At 71.7% G+C, this 20,132-nt stretch carries 17 protein-coding genes; 9 read left to right on the top strand and 8 right to left on the bottom strand.

Annotation, left to right across the window (positions count from 1 at the left end):
* Positions 1-61 precede the first annotated feature (61 nt).
* The 3 genes from ACIPSA_RS07465 to ACIPSA_RS07455 form a co-directional block, all read right to left on the bottom strand.
* The gene (locus tag ACIPSA_RS07465) at positions 62-1,174 is read right to left on the bottom strand and encodes a sensor histidine kinase (protein WP_402629939.1); all 1,113 of its coding nucleotides are present in this window, start codon (positions 1,172-1,174) and stop codon (positions 62-64) included.
* Complete coding sequence (locus ACIPSA_RS07460; protein ID WP_402629936.1) at positions 1,171-1,911, bottom strand: response regulator transcription factor; 741 nt, start codon at positions 1,909-1,911, stop codon at positions 1,171-1,173. Before ACIPSA_RS07460 ends, ACIPSA_RS07465 begins: the two co-directional genes overlap by 4 nt.
* Positions 1,912-2,035: 124 nt before the next feature.
* Positions 2,036-2,713 carry a spermidine synthase gene (locus ACIPSA_RS07455; RefSeq protein ID WP_402629933.1) on the bottom strand — a complete coding sequence of 226 codons (678 nt, stop codon included), beginning with the start codon at positions 2,711-2,713 and terminating at the stop codon, positions 2,036-2,038.
* A gap of 222 nt (positions 2,714-2,935) precedes the next feature.
* Here ACIPSA_RS07455 and ACIPSA_RS07450 point away from each other — a divergent pair, with 222 nt between their 5' ends.
* The 3 genes from ACIPSA_RS07450 (at position 2,936) to ACIPSA_RS07440 (ending at position 9,095) form a co-directional block, all read left to right on the top strand.
* The gene (locus tag ACIPSA_RS07450; protein ID WP_402629930.1) at positions 2,936-3,802 is read left to right on the top strand and encodes a rhomboid-like protein; all 867 of its coding nucleotides are present in this window, start codon (positions 2,936-2,938) and stop codon (positions 3,800-3,802) included.
* A 535-nt stretch (positions 3,803-4,337) separates the two neighbouring features.
* A complete protein-coding gene (gene lon / locus ACIPSA_RS07445) occupies positions 4,338-6,776 on the top strand; it encodes an endopeptidase La (protein ID WP_402629928.1) in 2,439 nt (812 codons plus the stop codon).
* Between the two features lie 252 nt (positions 6,777-7,028).
* On the top strand, positions 7,029-9,095 hold the full coding sequence (locus ACIPSA_RS07440; protein ID WP_402629925.1) for a hypothetical protein: 2,067 nt from the start codon (positions 7,029-7,031) through the stop codon (positions 9,093-9,095).
* 76 nt (positions 9,096-9,171) lie between these two features.
* Here the strand turns inward: ACIPSA_RS07440 and ACIPSA_RS07435 are convergent, their stop codons facing one another.
* Positions 9,172-9,996 (bottom strand): lysozyme, encoded by an 825-nt coding sequence (locus ACIPSA_RS07435; RefSeq protein ID WP_402629922.1) that lies wholly within the window; start codon positions 9,994-9,996, stop codon positions 9,172-9,174.
* Positions 9,997-10,213: 217 nt separating this feature from the next.
* Here ACIPSA_RS07435 and ACIPSA_RS07430 point away from each other — a divergent pair, with 217 nt between their 5' ends.
* A complete protein-coding gene (locus tag ACIPSA_RS07430; protein ID WP_402629919.1) occupies positions 10,214-10,705 on the top strand; it encodes a MarR family winged helix-turn-helix transcriptional regulator in 492 nt (163 codons plus the stop codon).
* 79 nt (positions 10,706-10,784) lie between these two features.
* On the opposite strand, the gene ACIPSA_RS07425 is transcribed toward ACIPSA_RS07430, so the two are convergent.
* Entirely contained in the window at positions 10,785-11,582 is a 798-nt protein-coding gene (locus ACIPSA_RS07425; protein WP_402629916.1) for a protein phosphatase 2C domain-containing protein, read from the bottom strand.
* Between the two features lie 404 nt (positions 11,583-11,986).
* On the opposite strand from ACIPSA_RS07425, the gene ACIPSA_RS07420 reads away from it, so the two are divergent.
* From ACIPSA_RS07420 to ACIPSA_RS07400, 5 genes are read left to right on the top strand one after another with little or no spacing between them, the layout of a single operon-like run.
* Positions 11,987-14,689: a nitrate- and nitrite sensing domain-containing protein gene (locus tag ACIPSA_RS07420; RefSeq protein WP_402629913.1), complete on the top strand. Its 2,703-nt coding sequence runs from the start codon at positions 11,987-11,989 to the stop codon at positions 14,687-14,689.
* A complete protein-coding gene (locus ACIPSA_RS07415) occupies positions 14,686-15,198 on the top strand; it encodes a roadblock/LC7 domain-containing protein (protein WP_402629910.1) in 513 nt (170 codons plus the stop codon). The genes ACIPSA_RS07420 and ACIPSA_RS07415 overlap by 4 nt, the downstream gene beginning before the upstream one ends.
* Positions 15,195-15,647, top strand: coding sequence for a DUF742 domain-containing protein (locus tag ACIPSA_RS07410; protein WP_402629907.1), 453 nt, complete (start codon positions 15,195-15,197; stop codon positions 15,645-15,647). The genes ACIPSA_RS07415 and ACIPSA_RS07410 overlap by 4 nt, the downstream gene beginning before the upstream one ends.
* Positions 15,628-16,275: a GTP-binding protein gene (locus tag ACIPSA_RS07405; protein WP_402629905.1), complete on the top strand. Its 648-nt coding sequence runs from the start codon at positions 15,628-15,630 to the stop codon at positions 16,273-16,275. The genes ACIPSA_RS07410 and ACIPSA_RS07405 overlap by 20 nt, the downstream gene beginning before the upstream one ends.
* Before the next feature lie 30 nt (positions 16,276-16,305).
* Positions 16,306-17,571, top strand: coding sequence for a styrene monooxygenase/indole monooxygenase family protein (locus tag ACIPSA_RS07400; protein WP_402629903.1), 1,266 nt, complete (start codon positions 16,306-16,308; stop codon positions 17,569-17,571).
* On the opposite strand, the gene ACIPSA_RS07395 is transcribed toward ACIPSA_RS07400, so the two are convergent.
* The 3 genes from ACIPSA_RS07395 to ACIPSA_RS07385 form a co-directional block, all read right to left on the bottom strand.
* Positions 17,532-18,668 carry an NlpC/P60 family protein gene (locus ACIPSA_RS07395; protein ID WP_402629900.1) on the bottom strand — a complete coding sequence of 379 codons (1,137 nt, stop codon included), beginning with the start codon at positions 18,666-18,668 and terminating at the stop codon, positions 17,532-17,534. The genes ACIPSA_RS07400 and ACIPSA_RS07395 overlap by 40 nt on opposite strands.
* 111 nt (positions 18,669-18,779) lie before the next feature.
* Positions 18,780-19,109, bottom strand: a complete 330-nt coding sequence (locus tag ACIPSA_RS07390) for a hypothetical protein (RefSeq protein ID WP_402629898.1) — start codon at positions 19,107-19,109, stop codon at positions 18,780-18,782.
* Positions 19,110-19,119: 10 nt separating this feature from the next.
* On the bottom strand, positions 19,120-19,773 hold the full coding sequence (locus ACIPSA_RS07385; RefSeq protein ID WP_402629895.1) for a TetR/AcrR family transcriptional regulator: 654 nt from the start codon (positions 19,771-19,773) through the stop codon (positions 19,120-19,122).
* Positions 19,774-20,132 lie beyond the last annotated feature (359 nt).

Genomic DNA, 20,132 nt, shown 5'->3' with positions numbered 1-20,132 from the left:
ATCACACGTGTCCGTCAGTGAGGACGCTCGTGGATCTTGTGGCTCCAGTTCGAACTTTACGTCAACTTGGCATGGATCGCTCTCCCGGAAGGGTGACGAGAATCCGGCAACCCCGCTCGGATTCGGCCACTCCGATCCGGCCGCCGTGCAGATCCACCGCCCAGCGGGCGATCGCCAGCCCCAGACCCGTACCGCCGTCGCTGCCCGGACCGTGCGGGCGGCTGACGGCTCCCCGGTTGAAGCGTTCGAAGACCTTGCGCCACTCCGACTTCGGGATGCCGGGGCCCTCGTCCAGGACCTCCAGCTCCAGCGACTCCGGCTGTGGTCCGCGCCGCGCCTTCACCGTGACCCGGCCGTGCGGCGGACTGTGCTTGACCGCGTTGTCGATCAGGTTGGCCACGACCTGGTGTATCCGCTCCGGGTCCGCGTGTGCGGTCAGCTCCGGCGGGGAGACGTCGAGGTGCAGATGGACGTCCGTCCGTGTGTGGTTCCCGGAGCCCGACGTCATGCCCCCGCGCGCGGAGGCGACCATGTTGGCCTCCTTGAGCACGCCGGAGAGGTACGGCCACACCTCGAAACGCCGCTTCCGCAGCGGCACGACGCCGTTGTCCAGCCTCGACAGGTCGAGAAGCGTCTCCACCAGCCGCCCGAGCCGTTCCGTCTGCCTGAGCGCCGTACGCATGGTCTCGGTGTCCGGCTCGACGATGCCGTCCACGACGTTCTCCAGGACGGCCCGCAGAGCCGCGATGGGCGTGCGCAGCTCGTGCGAGACGTTCGCCACCAGCTCCTTGCGCTGGCGGTCCTGCGCCTCCAGCTCGTCGGCCATGACGTTGATCGTCTGTGCCAGGTCGCCCAGCTCGTCCCGGCGGTTCTCGCGCACCCGGCGCGTGTAGTCGCCGTGCGATATGGACCGGGCCACCGCGTTCATCTCGTCCAGGGGCGCGGTGAGCGAATGTGCCACGAACTGCGTTATCAGGAGTGTGGCGATCATCGAGAAGACCGTGATGAAGCGGAGCTCCGTCTTGGTGTGCACCGCGATCATCGACAGGCCCGTGGTGATCAGCACCGAGATGACCACCAGCGCGCCCAGCTTGGTCTTGATCGAGAACGGGCGTACGCCACCCCAGGGTTCCTCCCCGGGGTTCCTCCGTGCGGCCTCCCGTCCCTCGCTCATGGCGTCGGTGTCTCCAGCGCGTACCCGACGCCGTGCACCGTGCGGATCCGCTCGGCGCCGATCTTCCGGCGCAGCGCCTTGATGTGGCTGTCGACGGTCCGGGTGCCGGAGGCGTCCGCCCAGTCCCACACCTCGGCCAGGAGCTGCTCACGGGAGAGCACCGCGCGCGGGGTGTTCGCCAGGCAGACCAGGAGGTCGAACTCGGTGGGGGTGAGGTGGACGTCCTCGCTGCGCACCCGCACCCGGCGCTGCGCGTGGTCGATCTCCAGCTCGCCGAGCCGCAGGATGCCCGAGCGCGGGGTCGCGGCGGCCAGCGCGGCCCGCTCCACCCGGCGCAGCAGCACGTGCACGCGCGCGGCCAGCTCGCGCATCGAGAACGGCTTGGTCATGTAGTCGTCGGCGCCGACGCCGAGCCCGACCAGCATGTCGGTCTCGTCGTCGCGCGCGGTGAGCATCAGCACCGGCACCGGGCGCTGGGCCTGCACGCGGCGGCAGACCTCCAGGCCGTCGAAGCCGGGCAGCATGATGTCGAGGATCAGCAGGTCCGGCTGCCAGGCCTCGGCGGTGTCGACCGCGGACGGACCGTCGCCCGCGGTTTGCACCAGGAATCCCTCTGCACGGAGTCGGGCCGCGATGGCGTCCACGATCGTCGGGTCGTCCTCGATCACCAGCACCCGGCGCTGTGCGCCCGGAGTTGCCGCCGCCGTACTGCTGTGCGAGGTGTGTGTCTGCTCCATCGCCCGCCCCTGAGTGTGCTTTCCGGAACCAGTGGGGTGGTTCCTCGGTCTGCGCATCGTTTGCGATTGACGCTTGAATGATCCGCGTCAGGGCAGCACATTACGGGGACCGGAGGCGCCGTCGCTATCCAGGGCGTACGGCGAGGTGCACGGCGTCCGGAACGCCCCGGGCAACGGGGATCTCTTCGGTACGCACCTGCTGGAACCCGGCATTCCGCAAGGTTCCCTCGAATTCCGGAGAGGGCTGCGCCGACCACACGGCGAGCACCCCTCCGGGTGTCAACATCCTTGCGCAGCTTGCGAGTCCAGCCGCCGAGTAGAGGCCGTCGTTCTCCTCGTCGACGGTCCAGCCGGGCCCGTTGTCGATGTCCAGGCAGAGCGCGTCGTACGTGGCGGATGTCTCATTGACGTGTGACACCAGGTCGGCCTCCACGATCTCCGTGCGCGGGTCGGCGAGGGCGGTCGCGGACAGTTCGGACAGCGGCCCCTCGCGATGCCAGCCGATCACGGCCGGCTCGCGCTCGACGACGGTGATCCGCCCCCAGCGGGGATCCGCCGCCGCGTGTACGAGCGAGAATCCGACCCCCAGGCCGCCGATCAGCACGTCGGGTTGCGGCCGGCCGTCCAGGGCGTCGTACGCGGCGTCGACGAGCAGCCGCTCCGAGCGGCCGTCGGAGGTGTCCATCAGGAAGCACCCGTTGGCGATGATCTGCAGCAACTCGCCGTGCCTGCGCAGCACCACCTCTCCGTACGGGCCCTCACGACGGTCCAGGACTACGGGCGTTTCGTACGCGGCGGTCATACGCCCATCCTGCACGAACACGGCTTTACGGCCACGCGAATTACGGATGGCGTCCGGGTTCGGCACATCACCCGTTCGAGCGCCTCCGGTTCCGCCGGGGCCCGTGCGTGACCCAGGAGCTTCTTCGGAAAATCCTGTGAATCGGGGCTCGCGTGGCGTCGGTCATAGACAGCGGCCCGTGGTGCGCCAAGGGTGGGGGCGAAACGGAAGGAGCACGTCACGGTGGAACCGACCGCGACGGCCGGAACGACGGCCTCGCCCACGCCCCTTCCCGACGACCCCGGCCTGCCGGCCCCCGGACTCGCCGACCTGCTGGACGGGATGCCACGCCAGCGCGGCGCCGTGGCTCTCGTCCCGGCGGGAGCGGCGCCCTTTCCGGCGGACGAGCCGAGCACGGCCGTACCGGTCCCCGGCCGGCCCCTTCCGGGCAGCCGCCGCCTCCCGGCCCGGCTGCGTGCCCTGCGCCCCTGGCGGCTGCTGCCCACCCCCACCGGTACGCCGTTCACCTTCGCCTACGCGGCCCTGCTCGCGGTCACCTCGCGGGTCGCGGCCGACGCCGACCCGGGGCTCATGCACGCCCTGTACCAGGCCTCCAGCACCGACGTGGCCCACCTCGTGCGGACCCCGGTACTCGCCCTGGTGGCGAGCGCGCTGTGGATCGCGGGCGGGCTCCTGTCGGCGTACGCGATCTGCTTCCTGCTCGTCCTCACCGCCCTGGAGCGGCGCATAGGCGGAGCGCGCGCCGCCGGTGTCTTCCTGTTCGGACATGTGCTCGCCACCCTCGCGACCGAGGTTCCGGTGGGGATCGCGGTCCTGGTGGGACACCTGCCCGAAAGCTCCCTGCACCGCCTGGACTACGGCATCAGCTTCGGCGTCGCCGCCAGCACGGGTGCCCTGGCCGGGCTGCTCAGCCCCTGGCTGCGCTGGCCCCTGCTCGCCCTGTTCGGCGGGATGGTGCTGCAGGACCTGATCGCGTTCACGGACCCGATGACCAACTGGGGCCACCTGATCGCGCTGACCATCGGCATCGCCACCTGGCCGCTCGTCCGGCGCCGGCAGACGGCCCGCGCCGACCGGGCCCACGCCTAGGGCACGCCCAGGGCCTGTCCTGCGGACCTTGCCGCAGACGCGGGGTCCGGCACGCCCTCGCCCCGGCTTTTCGAGCAGGAGAGAGGGCGTGCCCCGCTCACCTGGGTCGATGTGGCGCCGCTTCTTTCCTGCGACCTGATCCGCCGGACAGACCCGAGATCCGCCGGACAGGCCCGAGCGGGTCGGCGCCGCCGGCCCCCGCGCCGGCCGGCCTTGCCGGCCTCGAAGACGGAGGGACGCCCTGCCCGCTTCGGCACGCGCGCGTGGGCGAATCTCCGTCCCGGGATGCCCGCCTCGGCGGCGCGCTCGGGCCCGGGGATTCCCGGTGACCCCCCGCTCGGGAATCCTCCGGCGGTCTCGGCCGTTCCCCGGTCAACGCCGTTGCGGTCAGGGCACAACCGCGCGCGGCACCTGGTTTTCGCAGGTGAGGCAGGGTCATTTGGAGATCGCTCAGAGCGAACATGCCCCTGGGAACAATCGAGGGCTCACATGCATTGAGTCGGCATAGCTCAACTTGACTGCCGAAGGGGAGATCATGGCTGCTGAGTCCACGGCGTTCACACCGCTCACTCTGCCTGTGCTGCCGCTCGACGACGAGGTCGTGCTGCCCGGGATGGTGGTTCCGCTGGACCTCAACGACGCCGACGTACGCGCCGCGGTGGAGGCCGCCCAGGCCGCCGCCCGCACGGAGCCCGGAAAGCCGAAGGTCCTTCTGGTGCCGCGCATCGACGGGACGTACCCGGGCACCGGTGTGCTCGGCACCGTCGAGCAGGTCGGCCGGCTGGCGGACGGCGACCCGGGCGCACTGATCCGCGGCCGCGGCCGCGTGCGGATCGGCGCCGGGACCACCGGACCGGGTGCGGCGCTGTGGGTCGAGGGCACGCGTGTCGACGAGAAGGTGCCCGACCCGCTGCCGGGCCATGTCACCGAACTGGTCAAGGAGTACAAGGCCCTTGCCACCGCCTGGCTGCGCAAGCGCGGCGCCTGGCAGGTCGTCGACCGTGTCCAGGCCATCGACGACGTCTCCGCGCTCGCCGACAACTCCGGATACTCGCCCTTCCTGACGACCGAGCAGAAGGTCGAACTGCTGGAGACCGCGGACCCGGTGGCCCGTCTCAAGCTCGCCACCCAGCAGCTGCGCGACCACCTCGCCGAGCAGGACGTCGCCGAGACCATCGCCAAGGACGTCCAGGAGGGCGTCGACAAGCAGCAGCGCGAGTTCCTGCTCCGCCGTCAGCTGGAGGCGGTCCGCAAGGAACTGCGTGAGCTGAACGGGGAGAACGGCAAGGACTCCGCCGAGGAGTCCGACGACTACCGCGCCCGCGTCGAGGCCGCCGACCTGCCGGAGAAGGTCCGCGAGGCGGCCCTCAAGGAGGTCGACAAGCTGGAGCGGTCCAGCGACCAGTCGCCCGAGGGTTCCTGGATCCGGACGTGGCTCGACACCGTCCTCGAAATGCCTTGGAACGAGCGAACCGATGACACTGGCGCCTACGACATCCGGGGCGCCAAGGCGGTCCTGGACGCCGAGCACGCCGGCCTGGAGGACGTGAAGGCGCGGATCACCGAGTACCTGGCGGTGCGCAAGCGCCGTACCGACCGCGGCCTCGGTGTGATCGGCGGCCGGCGCGGAGGTGCCGTGCTGGCCCTCGTCGGCCCGCCCGGCGTCGGCAAGACGAGCCTCGGCGAGAGCGTCGCGCACGCCATGGGCCGCAAGTTCGTCCGTGTCGCCCTCGGCGGCGTCCGCGACGAGGCCGAGATCCGCGGTCACCGGCGTACGTACGTCGGCGCGCTGCCCGGCCGGATCGTGCGCGCCATCAAGGAGGCCGGGTCGATGAACCCGGTGGTCCTGCTGGACGAGATCGACAAGGTGGGGTCCGACTACCGGGGCGACCCGGCCGCCGCCCTGCTGGAGGTCCTGGACCCGGCGCAGAACCACACCTTCCGGGACCACTACCTGGAGGTGGAGCTGGACCTGTCGGACGTCGTCTTCCTCGCCACCGCCAACGTCCTGGAGGCCATCCCGGAGGCCCTGCTCGACCGTATGGAGCTGGTCCGCCTCGACGGCTACACCGAGGACGAGAAGGTCGTCATCGCCCGTGACCACCTGCTCCCGCGCCAGCTGGAGCGGGCGGGGCTCGGCACGGACGAGGTGACCCTCGACGAGAGCGCGCTGCGCAAGCTGGCCGGCGAGTACACGCGGGAGGCGGGCGTCCGCACCCTGGAGCGGTCCATCGCCCGGCTGCTGCGCAAGGTCGCGGCCGAGCACGAACTGGGCCGACGGGAGCTGCCGTTCACCATCACGGACGGCGACCTGCGCGACCTGATCGGCCGGCCGCACCACGTACCGGAGTCCGCCCAGGACCCGGCGGAGCGCCGCACGTCGGTCCCCGGCGTGGCGACGGGCCTCGCGGTGACCGGCGCCGGTGGTGACGTCCTGTTCGTGGAGGCGTCCCTCGCCGACCCGGAGACGGGCGCGGCGGGCCTGACCCTGACGGGTCAGCTGGGCGACGTGATGAAGGAGTCGGCGCAGATCGCGCTGAGCTTCCTGCGCAGCCACGGCGCCGAGCTGGAGCTGCCGGTGGCCGACCTGAAGGACCGGGGCGTGCACATCCACTTCCCGGCGGGCGCGGTGCCCAAGGACGGCCCGAGCGCCGGCATCACGATGACGACGGCCCTGGCCTCGCTCCTGTCCGGCCGTCTGGTCCGCACGGACGTGGCGATGACGGGCGAGGTCTCGCTGACCGGCCGGGTCCTTCCGATCGGCGGCGTGAAGCAGAAGCTGCTGGCCGCCCACCGGGCCGGGGTGAGCACCGTCATCATCCCGAAGCGCAACGAGCCCGACCTGGACGACGTCCCGGCCGAGGTGCTGGACAAGCTCGACGTCCACGCCGTCACGGACGTCCGCCAGGTCCTGGAGCTGGCCCTGTCGCCGGCCACGAACGGCGCGGCGCCGGAGGTTCCGGTCGCGGCGTGACGGACGCGGCCGGATGAAGGGAAGGCCCGGGTCCCGTGAGGGAGACCCGGGCCTTTCCCATGCCCGGCGGCGGGAAACGCCCTTGACTGAACAGGAGGTGAAATCTTTCCCAGGACTAGGCGTACAACTCTTCGGACCCCTCCCCTGTCGAACAGGCGACCAACGGCTTTTGGCAGGCCGTGTGACCGTGTGCAATCCCGTGGGGGGAACGCCTTGTCCGTGATCATTCGTCGGTTGTGTGGGGTCCTGCGCGTGCGCGGGAGAACCGACCTCCTGCTCGTACTCCTGCTCGGTGCCGGCTTCGCGGCGCTTCCCGTCTTCGCGCTGCTGCCGTCGGTGCGGTGGTTCGCCGTGGCGTCGGCCGTGACCTACGTCGTCGACGAGGTACTGCACACCCGGGCGCCCGGCTTCGTCCGCCGGCTGGCGACGCTGCAGCTCAACCGCACCATGCGGTTCGCGATCCGGACGGTGATGCTGCTCGCGCTGGCCAGCCGGACCGACGCCCCGGACTGGGTGCTGGCCACCGCGCTGGCCGTCTTCAGCGCGCACTTCGCCCTGGTGATGCTGTACTCGGCCGTGCACCACGCCATCCGGCTGCGGCGAGTGCTGCCGCTGGTGGCACGCAACCTCGACCTGAGCGCGCTGGGTGTCCCGCAGCGACCGCCGGCCGTCCTCTACCGGCGTTTCCTGCGCAAGCTGCTCCACCTCGACCTGCCCGCCCACGCGGGACTGCTGGCCGCGCTGGCGGCCGGGACCTGGTACCCGGCGGAGGCCGGCTTCGCGCTGACGGCCGGGCTGTCCGTGGCCGCCGTGCTGGCCCTGCTGGGGCAGTACCGCCGGGTCCGCCGGATGCCGGCCCGGGACGACGTCTTCGCCGAGGCCAACCGGCAGCTGACGGCCTACCGGCCCGAGGTCGCCCTGTACTTCAGCTTCGCCTCGGTGTCCCGGGACTTCATGTACCAGGTCAACATGTGGATCGAGACGCTGGAGCGGCTCGATCTGCGCCCGGTGATCGTGCTGCGCGAGCGGGCCTCGTTCCGCCACCTGAGCCGCACCCGCATCCCGGTGGTCTGCGTGCCCAAGGCCGACGACCTGGCCGAGCTGGAACTGTCCGGCGTCCGCGTGGTCCTGTATCCCGGCAACGCCGGAAAGAACGTGCACATGCTGCGCGTCGCCGAGGCCAAGCACGTCTTCATCGGCCACGGCGACAGCGACAAGCTCGCCAGCAGCAACCGGGTCAGCAAGGTGTACGACGAGATCTGGGTGGCCGGCCGGGCGGGCCGCGACCGCTATCAGCGGGTGCGGCACGCCATCAGCGACGAGGCCATCGTCGAGGTGGGCCGGCCGCAGCTGGAGCCGATCCGGCTGCACGCCGATCACACGCCGGGCCCGCTGCCGACCGTGCTCTACGCCCCCACCTGGGAGGGCTGGAGCGACGACGACTGCCACACCTCGCTGATCCCGATGGGCGTCACGCTGATCGAGCGCCTCCTCGCGGAGAACGTCCGCGTCCTCTACAAGCCGCATCCGCTCACCGGCAAGCGCTCGTCCGAGGCGGCCGAGGCGGACCGGGCCGTCCGGGAGCTGCTGCGGGCCGACAACGAGCGGCGCGAGACAGCGGGGACGGAGGCCGCGGAGACGGAGGCCGCCGTGGCCGCCGCCGCGCCGCGGCTGCGGGAGATCAAGGCCCGGCTCGACGAACTGGCCGGACGGCACGACGGCGACGACGCCCAGCAGATCCGCGACGCGCGGGTCCCCGACGGGGACGGCTCCGCCGAGTGGCGGGAACTGCACGCCGAGTGGCACCGCCTGTTCTGGGAGAGCCGCGGCCCGGTCCGGCACCACGTCGTCCTCAAGCAGCTGCCGACGCTGTACGAGTGCTTCAACCAGGCGGACATCCTCGTCAGCGACGTCTCCTCGGTGGTCGCCGACTTCGTCGCCAGCCTCAAGCCGTACGTCCTGACCAACGCCCACGACCTGCCCGACGAGGAGTTCAGGGCCGCGTACACCACCGCCGGAGGCGCCTACCTCCTCGACCGGGAGTGCACGCGGCTGCCGGAGATCCTGCGCTCGGTCCGCGAGCCGCGGCGCGACCCGATGGCCGGTCAGCGCCGCGCCCTCAAGGAGTACGTCCTCGGTCCGGACCACCCGGCCTCCATGGAACGGTTCAACGCCGCCGTCAACGCCCTGGCCGAACGGGCCGCGGCGGAGCGGGCGGAGGACGGCCCGGCCGGGCCCGCGGACGTGGTGTTCCCCCAGCAGCGGACCGCCTCGGCGGCCGGTGACGTGCCCCTGGACCCGAAAGGCCTGGTCGGCTGAGCGGCGTACGGCCGCCCGCACCGCGACACCCGGCCGGCAGCCCCGCGCCGGCCGGGTGTTCCGGCGTGCCGTGCGATCAGCCGTCGGCGAGTGCCACCACCCGGTCGAGGGCCCCGTTGAACTTGTCATGGTCCCCGACCGTCGGCCCGGACGACGTGTACTGCCACATCGTGTAGTAGCTCCATCCCGCCGGCAGCGTGCCCGGATCCGACGCGTAGCGAGCGATCCACAGCGGGTTGTCCGACGCGAAGCCGCCGTAGTCGCCGGTGCACTCGGTCCACCAGCTGGTGGCCGTGTAGATCACGGCGTCCCGGCCCGTCCGTGCCTTGTACGTGTTCAGGAAGTCGGCGATCCAGCTCACCATCGCGCTCGTCGACTTCCCGTAGCAGTCGGCGCCGTACGGGTTCCACTCGATGTCGAGGGCGCCGGGCAGGGTCTTGCCGTCCTTGGACCAGCCGCCGCCGTGGTCGACGAAGTAGCCGGCCTGTGTCGCGCCGCTGGTCGTGTCCGGGGTGGCGAAGTGGTACGCCCCGCGGATCATGCCGACGTCGTAGGAGCCGACGTACTGCTGGGCGAAGTACGGGTTCGTGTAGTACGTGCCTTCCGTCGCCTTCGTGTACGCCCATCTGACCCCGCTGCTCCACAGGGTCGACCAGGCCACGTTGCCCTGGTGGCCCGAGACGTCCACGCCCTCGGTCTGGGTGACGGCACGTGGGCCGGGCGTGCCGTCCTGGCCGTCGTGGGCCAGGACACCCATGCCCATGTGGGCCGAGCCGCGTGTGGGGGTGGTGGCGGCGTGGGCGGTGGAGAGGGGGAGGGTGAGGGAGAGCGCCGCCAGGAGCGCGGCCACGACGGCCGTGAGCGGGCGAGGGTGGACGGGACCGGATCTGTGCACGGGCATGACGTGCCTCCGAGGATGGGTGGGGGGACCGCGGACGAGCTGCCGCCGTGGGCATGCCATTAATTGCCTGGTAAAGAAGCTATGCACGTAGACAGGCAGGTGGAAGGGGGTCCGGAGGCTGCCGTTGGTCTACGCCTGCGAAATACTGACGGAGCTGCGGCGATGACGGCGTTCGGCAGAAACTTTCAGGACCAAGAAACCGAGCAGGGGTGCTGACGTGCACGAGGACGGAAACGGCGACGGACATCGTGTCGCTGCCCAGGTGACACCGGTCTGTGCGGACCAGGAGTTCCTGGCCCTGGAACGCGAGTTGACGGTGCTGCTGCGGCGCGCCCGCGCCAGCCAGGGTGAGATGGCCCGCGAGGTCCACCCCGACCTGGAGTCCGCCGCCTACGGCCTCCTGGTCCGCCTCGACGAGCACGGCCGCCAGCGCGCCACGGAACTCGCCGGCTACATCGGTGTCGGCAAGGCCACCATGTCCCGCCAGCTGCGCGCCCTGGAGGAACTCGGCCTGATCGCCCGCGAGCCGGACCCCGCGGACGGACGCGCCTGGCTGGTCACCCTCACGGACGAGGGCCGCGGTCGCGTCGGCAAGGTCCGCGAGGCCCGCCGCGCCCGGTACGTCAGCCAGCTCGCCCACTGGGACCGGGGCGAGGTCGCGGAACTGGCCCGGCTGCTGCACGAGTTGAACCGGGGCATGGAGAAGTAGGGGGCATGGGCAAGTAGGGGCATGGAGACGTAGGGGCATGGAGACGCATGGGTCCCGCGGAAGCGGCGGGACCCGCCCCTCACAGCTCGACGTACACCACCGTCGCGTCGTCGTGCGTCTTGCTCCGCCGCAGGAACGCCCGCTCCTCCCGGTCCGCCGACTCCAGCGCCCGTACGCGGCCGAGCAGCGCCCGCGCGCCCTCCTCCCGCACGAGGGCGAAGCAGTCCGCCCAGTCTCCCTCGCGGAACTTCTCCACCCAGCGGGTCGCCCCGTCGGTGAGGGCGGCGAAGGCGCGGACCTCGTGGCGCGGCAGGGTCCCCGTGACCGCGCGGGAGGCGACCGAGGGGTCGGCCGCGGCCGTGAAGAAGCCGCCCTCCTTGTTGCGCACCGTGGCGTCGGCGACGGCGTCGCTCGCCAGCGAGGCGCGGGGGAGACGGGCGAGACGGTCGTCCAGGACGGGGGTGACCGTGCCGTCGGAGGACTCCAGCAGGAGCGCGGAGTCGGACAGGACCAGGTACTCGACCGTGTCCGCGGACCAGCGGGTCAGGACCACCGTTGCCTGAGGTGTACGCGGGTGAGAAAGGTCACAGGTGGAAGCATGTGTCTCCGCTGTGCGGGCGATCGCCACGGAGAGGATCTCCGGCAGCGTCAGATCTCGGCCGGAAACGGTCAGTTCGGTCAGGGTCCCGCCGAGTCGCGCGGTGAACCAGGGGACGGAATGGAGACAGCCCGTACCGCCGTCCGGCGGGGTCACCCCGTCCAGGACGATCACGCAACCCCCCTGCCCGGAGGCCGGTAGTCCGATACCCGCGAAGTCCTCGTTGGGGCGAGCCCCCGAGTTCACAGGGCCGGCTTCCGAAACGACTTCAGTGCGCATTCGGCCAGTCTGCACGAGGCCTTCACGACGTGCGTCAAAGGCTGGCACCGTTTGCGGAATTGACACAGCCGCGCAGGTCAGCCGCCTGGTTTGGGATGGAATGGCGCACTCCGGGAAGGCGTGGTGGCGAATCCTGTCAAAGCCTGCCGTCCGCGTCCAACCGGCCCGCCGGGAACCACCCCCGCACAGGTGGGAGGAACTTGCCCGCCAACTCCCCTCCGATGTTCACTCCTTCGAGTGGCCGGTCAGGTGATGTACGACCACTGCCCACCGGCGCTGGGAAGGTCGGGGACCGATGGGGGTCCCCCCGCGCGAGCGAAGTCGAGCGCGGGGGAGGGTTTACGCATTGCTCGGCGCCGACATGACGGGGTGCCACCCGGGCCCATGGGTACACGAGTTCAGGAATGCGAGCATCGGTGCAGAAGAAGCGGCCTCGGGGCACAGGCAAGCAGACGGCCTCCGAAGGGGGCGCCGAGCGCACCCCTGTCGGTAACGGTCGTCCGACCCACGTGCGGAACCGGCTGATCGTCGCGGTGGCCGTGGTCGCCGCCGCCATCGCCGCGGCCGGAGCCCCGTCCGTCCTCGCCGCCTCCGGACAGCTGAGCGACTCACAGGACCTGGTGACCCTGGCCGGGCGCACCCAGGACGCGCTCGCCCTCGCCCACTCGCTCGCCGACGAGCGCGACGAGGTCACCTCCTACGTCGCGGCGGGCCGCCCCAAGTCCAAGGCGCCCGCCGAGGAGCGCAGCGCCCGCGTCGACCGGCAGGTCGAGGACCTGCGCGCCGACACCGACACGCCCGCCTGGCTGCGCCAGGACCTGGACGGCATCGCGTCCGTGCGCAGGTCCGCGCTCACCGGCAAGAGCACGGCGCTGGAGGCCCACCAGGCCTACTCCGCCGCGATCACCGAGCTGCACCGCCTCGCCGAGGACCTCGCCGACCAGATGCCCGCGCGTGCGGGCTCCGGCGCACACGCGCTCGCCGAACTGGACTCCGCCGTCCAGCAGTCGGCCGCCGCCCGCGGCCTGCTCCTCGCGGCCCTCAACGTGCCGAGCACCACCCAGACGGTCATCGACCCCGTCACCGGTCTGCCCAGCACGACCACCACCACCTCCGCGGCCGGCAAGAAGCAGCGCGACGCCCTCAGCGCCGCCGCCCAGCAGGCACGGCTGCGCTCCGACGCCGCCCTCGCGGACTTCCGCGAGACCGCGCCCAAGGCCGCGGTCGACTCGTACGACTCGACGGTCACCGGGCCCGAGGTGAACTCCGCCGAGAAGTACCTCGCGGCCCTCACCGACCAGCCGACGCTCTCCGACAGCGACCTCGGCGTCAGCACCAAGAAGCTGGACGCGGCCCTGTCCGCCCGCGTCGACCAGATGAGTGGCGCGGAGTCCGCCCTCTTCGACCACCGCACCAAGGACCTCGCCGGACTGCGCGACGACGACGTCACCGCCTGGGAGATCCGCATCGCCGTCCTCGGCGCCCTGACACTGGTCGCCGTCGGCATCGCGACCGCCATGGCCCGCACCCTGACCCGCCCGCTCTCGGTGCTGCGCCGGGGCTCGGCGCGCCTCGCCGAGGCCGAGAACCCGGCCGCCGAGGAACCCGTCACGTTCACCGGCCGCAACGACGAGTTCGCCCAGGTCGTCCGCTCCGTCAACGCCCTGCACGCGCACGCCGCCGCCGTCCACGAGCGCCTCGCCACCCTGGAGACCGACCGCAAGCACCTGGTCGGCCAGCGCCAGCGGATGGCCGACGCCCGCGAGGAACTGCGCGCCGAACTAGCCGACTCCGCAGGCCAGTTGGAGCGGCTGCGCACCAGCATCGGCGGCACCTTCGTCAACCTCGCGCTGCGCACCCTCGGCCTCGTCGAGCGGCAGCTGGCCGTCATCGAGGGCCTGGAGGAGCGCGAGCAGGACCCCGACCGCCTCGCCACGCTCTTCAAGCTCGACCACTTCGCCACGGTCATGCGCCGGCACAGCGAGAACCTCCTGCTCCTCGCCGGTACCGAGCACGTCCAGCAGCACCACGGCCCGGTCCCGCTGGTGGACGTCGTACGGGCGGCGGTCAGCGAGATCGAGCGCTACGAACGGGTCCGCATCGCCGCGCTTCCCCCGCACGCTCACGTGGCGGGCTTCGCCGCCGACGACCTCTCCCACCTGCTCGCCGAGCTCATGGAGAACGCCACCTCGTCCTCCCCGCCGGACGTGCCCGTCGAGGTCTCCGGCTGGCTGCTGGAGAGCGGCGACGTCATGCTCTCCGTGCAGGACGAGGGCATCGGCATGACGGCCGAGCGCATGGTCCGCCTCAACGCCCGGCTCTCCGACTTCGACCCGGAGTCCCCGTACGACCAGGAGGGCGAGGAGGGCCTCGGCCTCGGCCTGTACGTCGTCGCCCGCCTCGCCCACCGCCACGGCGCCCGTGTCCGGCTGCGCGAGCAGAAGCAGGGCGGCATCGCGGCGGTCGTGGTCCTGCCCGGCGCCCTGCTGGTCCAGGCCCCGGCGACGGCCGGCCCGCCGGCCACGACCGTGCGCGGCGGCACCCACACCTTCTCCCTGCCCGGGGCGGACGCCGAGGCCAACTCCAACGTCCTGCACGGCCGCTCGAAGGACGCCGACCCGCTGGTGGCGCTGGCGGAGAGGGCCGTACGGGAGGAGACCGACGCGGAGCCGGCCGCCGTACCGGAGCAGGAGCCGGTCGCCGTAGCGCAGGAGGAGCCGGCCGCGTCGGAGACTCCCGCCGAGACCACGATGGAGCTCCTGCTCCCGGAGGTCCCCGCCGACACCCCCGCCGACCCCTACGCCATCGGTCCCGACAGCCATGAGCGCGCGTCCGACGAGGCGGAGGAACGGCTCACCAGCAAGGGGCTCCCCAAGCGGACCCCGAAGATCACCGAGCCCGCCAGGGCCCCGCGCCAGCGGACCGGCTCCGTCGACGCCGACGCCCTCCGCCGACGCCTCGGTGGCTTCCGCCGGGGGGCGGAAGAGGGGCGCCGGGACGTGGAGGCGGAGATCGCCGAAGAGACGGCCCAGAACCAACGGCCGAACGCAGCTCCGGCACACGCCGGAGAAGTCACGGGGGGCACAGTCGAGGAGGCAAGCAGTTGACCGCGCCCAGTACCTTCGGACTGAGCAGTGAAGCCCGCAATCTGCACTGGCTGCTGACGAACCTTGTCGAGGAGGTGCCGGGCATCCAGTCGGTCGCCGTGGTCTCCTCCGACGGCCTGCTCCTGCTCTCCTCGGACCCCGGCCGGAACGCCGAGGCCCGGGACGCCCGCAGCGAGAGGCGGACAGGCCCCCGTGGCTCCTCCGCCGACCTCGCCACCATCGTCTCCGGCGTCGGCAGCCTCACCATCGGCGCCGCCCGGCTGATGGAGTTCGGCGGGGTCAAGCACACGATGGTCGCGATGGACGAGGGCAGCCTCTTCGTGATGTCGATCAGCGACGGCTCGCTGCTCGGTGTGCATGGCTCCGCGGACTGCGACATGACCGTCGTGGCGTACCACATGGCGCTCTTCGTCGGCCGAGCCGGCCACGTCCTGACGCCCGAACTCCGCAGCGAGCTGCGGAAGTCCCTGGAGCCGCAACAACCGCAGTCGACGGGGAGCGCCCGATGAGCGACGCCCCGAGGAAGCGGCTCCCGGTCCGCGGCGGCGAGCGCAAGCCCGCCCGCGTCCGCCCCTACTCGCTCACCGGCGGCCGTACCCGCTTCGGCCACGTCCTCCTCGTGGAGACATTCGTAGCCAGCACGGCGGCGCTGGAGGCCCCCGAGGAGCGCAAGGAACTGACTGGGGGCACCGCCCGCGCTATTGGCAGCGGGGGAACGCCGCTCTCGGCCCGGGTCATGCCGGAGATGCTGGCCATCGTCGAACTGTGCCGCCGTATGCGTACGGTGGCCGAGATCGCCGCGCTGCTGAGGATGCCGCTCGGCGTGGTCCGCGTGCTCCTGAGCGACCTCGCGGACCAGGGAAAGATCCGTGTGTACGGAACCGGGACCGGCCACGGGGTGGGCCGCCCGGACCGCGCTCTGCTGGAAAGGGTGCTGAGTGGACTCCGTCGTCTCTGACGCCGCTCCTGGCGTCACTCCCCTCGTCGGCCTCGCCGAACCCGACGAGGATCTGAAGTCCTGGCAGACGGACCGCACCCGAGCCCCGATAGCCACGAAGATAGTCGTGGCGGGGGGCTTCGGCGTCGGCAAGACCACGCTGGTCACCGCCGTCTCGGAGATCACGCCCCTGCAGACCGAGGCGCTGATGACCGAGGCGAGCGAGGAGACCGACGACCTCACCGCCACGCCCGGCAAGCTCACCACCACCGTGGCCATGGACTTCGGCCGCATCACGCTCGACGACGACCTGGTGCTCTACCTGTTCGGCACGCCGGGCCAGCAGCGGTTCTGGTTCATGTGGGACGACCTGGTGCGCGGCGCGATCGGCGCCGTCGTCCTGGCCGACACCCGCCGCCTCAAGGACTGCTTCCCCGCGCTGGACTACTTCGAGAGCTGCGGCCTGCCGTACGTCGTCGCGGTCAACCACTTCGACGGCAGCGAGCTGTTCGAACCGGATGACGTACGCGAGGCGTTGACGATCCCCGCGCGCATACCTGTCATGATCATGGATGCGCGCCGCCGGATCTCGGCGATCGAGACCCTCCTCGCCCTAGTGGCCCACGCACTAGAGGAAACCCCCGAGTAGTCCCAGCCCTCTGTAGGAGACATCACCCGCATGCGGAAGATACTCGTCGTCGGAGCCGGCCAGTCCGGACTCCAGCTCGCCCTCGGACTCCAGTCGCACGGATACGAGGTCACCCTGATGTCGAACCGGACCGCGGACGAGATCCGCTCCGGCCGGGTCATGTCGACGCAGTGCATGTTCGACACGGCACTGCAGCATGAGCGCGATCTCCAGCTGAACTTCTGGGAGTCCCAGGCCCCGAAGATCGAAGGACTCGGCGTCTCGGTGGCGGCCCCCGGCTCGCACGACCCCGGTCCGACCCAGCGGGCGATCGACTGGGTGGGCAGGCTCGACGGGTACGCGCAGTCGGTCGACCAGCGGGTGAAGATGGCCGGCTGGATGGAGACCTTCGCGCAGCGCGGCGGCCAGCTCGTCATCCACGGCGCGGCGGTCTCCGACCTCGACTACTTCTCCCGTGCGTACGACCTGGTGCTGGTCTCCGCGGGCAAGGGCGAACTGGTGTCCATGTTCGGCCGGGACGCAGCCCGCTCCCCGTACGGCGAGCCGCAGCGCGCGCTCGCGGTGGCGTACGTCCACGGCCTGGGCCCCCGCCCGGAGCACCCGGAGTTCGACGCAGTCCGCTGCAACCTGGTGCCCGGCGTCGGCGAGCTGTTCGTCATGCCGACCCTGACCACGTCCGGCCGCGCGGACATCCTGTTCTGGGAGGGCATACCCGGCGGCCCGCTGGACGTCTTCAACGGCGTCAAGGACCCGGCCGAGCACCTCTCCCTGACCCTGGAACTCATGGAGAAGTTCACGCCCTGGGAGCACGAGCGGGCCAAGGGCGTCGAGCTGACGGACGCGGGCGGCACCCTCGCCGGCCGCTACGCGCCCACCGTGCGCAACCCCATCGGCCGGCTCCCCGGCGGCGGCCTCGTGCTGGGCGTGGCCGACGTGGTCGTCGCCAACGACCCGATCACCGGCCAGGGCTCCAACTCGGCGTCCAAGTGCGCGGCCGCCTACCTCGCCTCGATCCTCGAACACGGGGAGAAGGAGTTCGACGAGGCCTGGATGCAGGCGACCTTCGACCGCTACTGGAACACGGCCCAGCACGTGACCAAGTGGACGAACGCCATGCTCGCCCCGCCGCCGGAGCACATCCTGAACCTGATCGGCGCCGCGGGCCAGCTCCAGCCGGTCGCCGACCGCTTCGCCAACGCCTTCAATGACCCGGCCGACTTCGAGAACTTCTTCTACGAGCCGGAGAAGACCGGGGCCTACCTCGTCTCCGTGGCGGGTGCGGCGGCGGGCGCGTAACCCTGGTCGGACCCGTTCAGGGCGCTGTGGGGGAGCTTCGGCGGCGCGTACCGCCGCAGGGGCTCCCCGGCCGGGTCGGGGCGTACGGCACCGAGCACCGGGTTGGCCGCGATGGGCGACACCTTGATCTGGGCGCCGGGTCGCGGTGCCTGTACGACCATGCCGCCGCCGAGGTAGAGGGCGACGTGCGTGGCCTGGGGGAAGTACACGACGAGGTCACCGGGCCGCATCTCGCGCAGCGGAACGTGCCGGAGGTGTGCCCACTGCTCCTGGCTGGTCCGGGGGATGGGGGTGCCGGCGTGCTCCCAGGCCTGGGAGGTCAGCCCCGAACAGTCGTACGAAGCGGGGCCCGTCGCACCCCACTGGTACGGCTTCCCGAGCTGGTCCACGGCGTAGCGCATGGCCTTGTCGCCCGCCTTCGACGGCGCCTGCCCGCCGCTGAGCGCACCGGACGCCATGAACTTCTGCTGTGCGCCCGCGATCCCGTTCTTCTCGAACCCGGCGAGCTCGCTGAGCTGGTCCTTGTTGAGCGAGGCGAGCAGCTTCTCTACGTCGTCGAGCCGCGCACGCACATCGTCCCGCTGCTTCTTCTGCTGTGCGGCCAGCGAGAGCCGACGGTCGAGGGCGTTGCGGGCCTGCCGCGCCAGCTCGTCCTTCTCCTTCTCGTCGCTCACGAGCCGTCCCACCGTCATGGCCTGTTCCCGCGCCAACTGTCCGATGACATGGCCCTCGTCGAGCGCGCGCTGCGGATCGCGGGCGAGGAGAAACCGTACGTACGGGGAGAGGCCGGTGACGCCCTGGTACTGCTGGCGGGCCAGTCGTCCGGCGGCACCGCGGCTGTCCTGCAGCGAGAGCCGGACGCGAGCGAGGTCTCTGTCCAGCCGCTCCATCCGGCCGCGCTGCTTCTTCAGCTTCTCCTCGGTGGCGTTGTAGGTCTCGGTGGCCTGTTCGGCCTGCCGGTACAGCCGCTGAAGGTCCGTCAGCAGCTGGGCCACCGGGCGCTGCGGGTCGGGCGCGGCCGCCGCGGGGACGGGTGCGAGGGCGGCCTGGGCCGCCACCGTGGCCGTGCACACCAGGCGCAGAAGCCTTCCTGACATGACATCACCTCCGATGCGAGGGAATCGGACCTTCCGTTTCTCATCGCATCGCGAGCATCAGGCATGTGGGGCGCGCCGCTCGTGAAGTGTGCGCGGTTCGGCGCAACCACGTCACTCGTCTGCGTCATCCGGGTGGTCGGACGGCGTGGCGTCCGGCTTGTCGGTGCCGGACCCGGCCTGGGGCTTGGACCACGGCCACCTGAGCGTGTCGCCCTTCCGGCCCTCCGGGTCGTACTCGTACTTCCAGCCCTGCACCATCCCGAGCCGCTTGCTGTGTGCCCGGGGCACGCGGCGGTAGACGAGAACGGCGGGCGGGCCGCCGTGCGCGTCCGGGACCGGAATGCGGTACGTCTTCGGGGGGTGGCCGGTGGGGCCCACCAGCACGGGCAGTACCCGCCCGTTCATGGGCCCGCCCTCGAACGGGGTGTCCTGTGTCTTCACGGCACCAGTTTCAGCCATCCGCCGACAGGTCATCGACGAGCGCGGCCGTCTGCGGGTCGCGGCGGGCGGTGACCGTCAGCACCGCCACGAACTGCTCGACCAGCCAGTCGCGGAGTTCGCCGGCGGGGGGCTGCTTGTCCTCGTCGAGCCAGATGAGGGAGGCCGCCTCCACGGCCGTGATCCACATGCGGACGGTCATGCGCAGGCGCGGGCCCGGTTCCGTGACGCCGAGGTGGCCGAGGATGTGCTCGGCGGCGGCCCGCCGCACCCCGTCCACGATGGCGGTGGTCCGGGAGGTCTCGACCACGCTGCCGCCCTGGAGCAGCGCGCTGAAGCCGGCGCCGTGCTCCTCGACGAAGGCGAGATAGCGGTCGAGGGCGCGGCCGAGGCGGGGGAGGAGGAGCCCCTGGCGGGGTTCGTCGAAGCACTGCTGGAGCTCTTCGGCGGCGGACCTGAGCGCGGCCTCGTACAGCTGCTGCTTGCCGCCCGGGAAGTACCGGTACACCAGCGGACGCGAGACTCCGGCAGCCTCCGCCACGTCGTCCAGGGAGACGTCCTCGGGCGCGCGGTGCGCGAAGAGCGACAGCGCGGCGTCGAGCAGCTGACTGCGGCGCTCCTCGACACTGAGCCGACGGTAGGCGGGAGTGGGGGCCTGCGGGGTCATGACGGGCAGGGTAATCGCTGCCGCCCCCACTGGCAGCGGCACACCCAGCCCGGACCGCCGGCCGGGACGGGTGCGACGCCCGTCACCCGCCGGCCCCCGGCTCAGCCCGCCGACCGGGGCGTGCGCAGTGGGTTCGCGCAGGTCCGACGGCCCGGACGCCCGACCGTCACACCTGCCGGATCCGGGCCGGGGTGGCCTCGGGCCGGGGGCCTCTGGCCCAGGGCCACCGGCCGGTGCTCCGGGTGGCTGCCGTGGCTGCCGGCTGCCGGGCCGGAGTGGCCTTGGGCTGGTGGCTCGGGTGGCCGCCGCGGCCGGCGGATCCGGGCCGGGGTGGCCTCGGGCCGGGGCCCAGGCCGGTG

It is taken from the genome of Streptomyces sp. NPDC086549 (assembly GCF_044746205.1).
Taxonomy (GTDB): domain Bacteria; phylum Actinomycetota; class Actinomycetes; order Streptomycetales; family Streptomycetaceae; genus Streptomyces.
The sequence above is the reverse complement of the archived record's forward strand: the minus strand, read 5'-3'. Positions and strand labels throughout refer to the sequence as shown.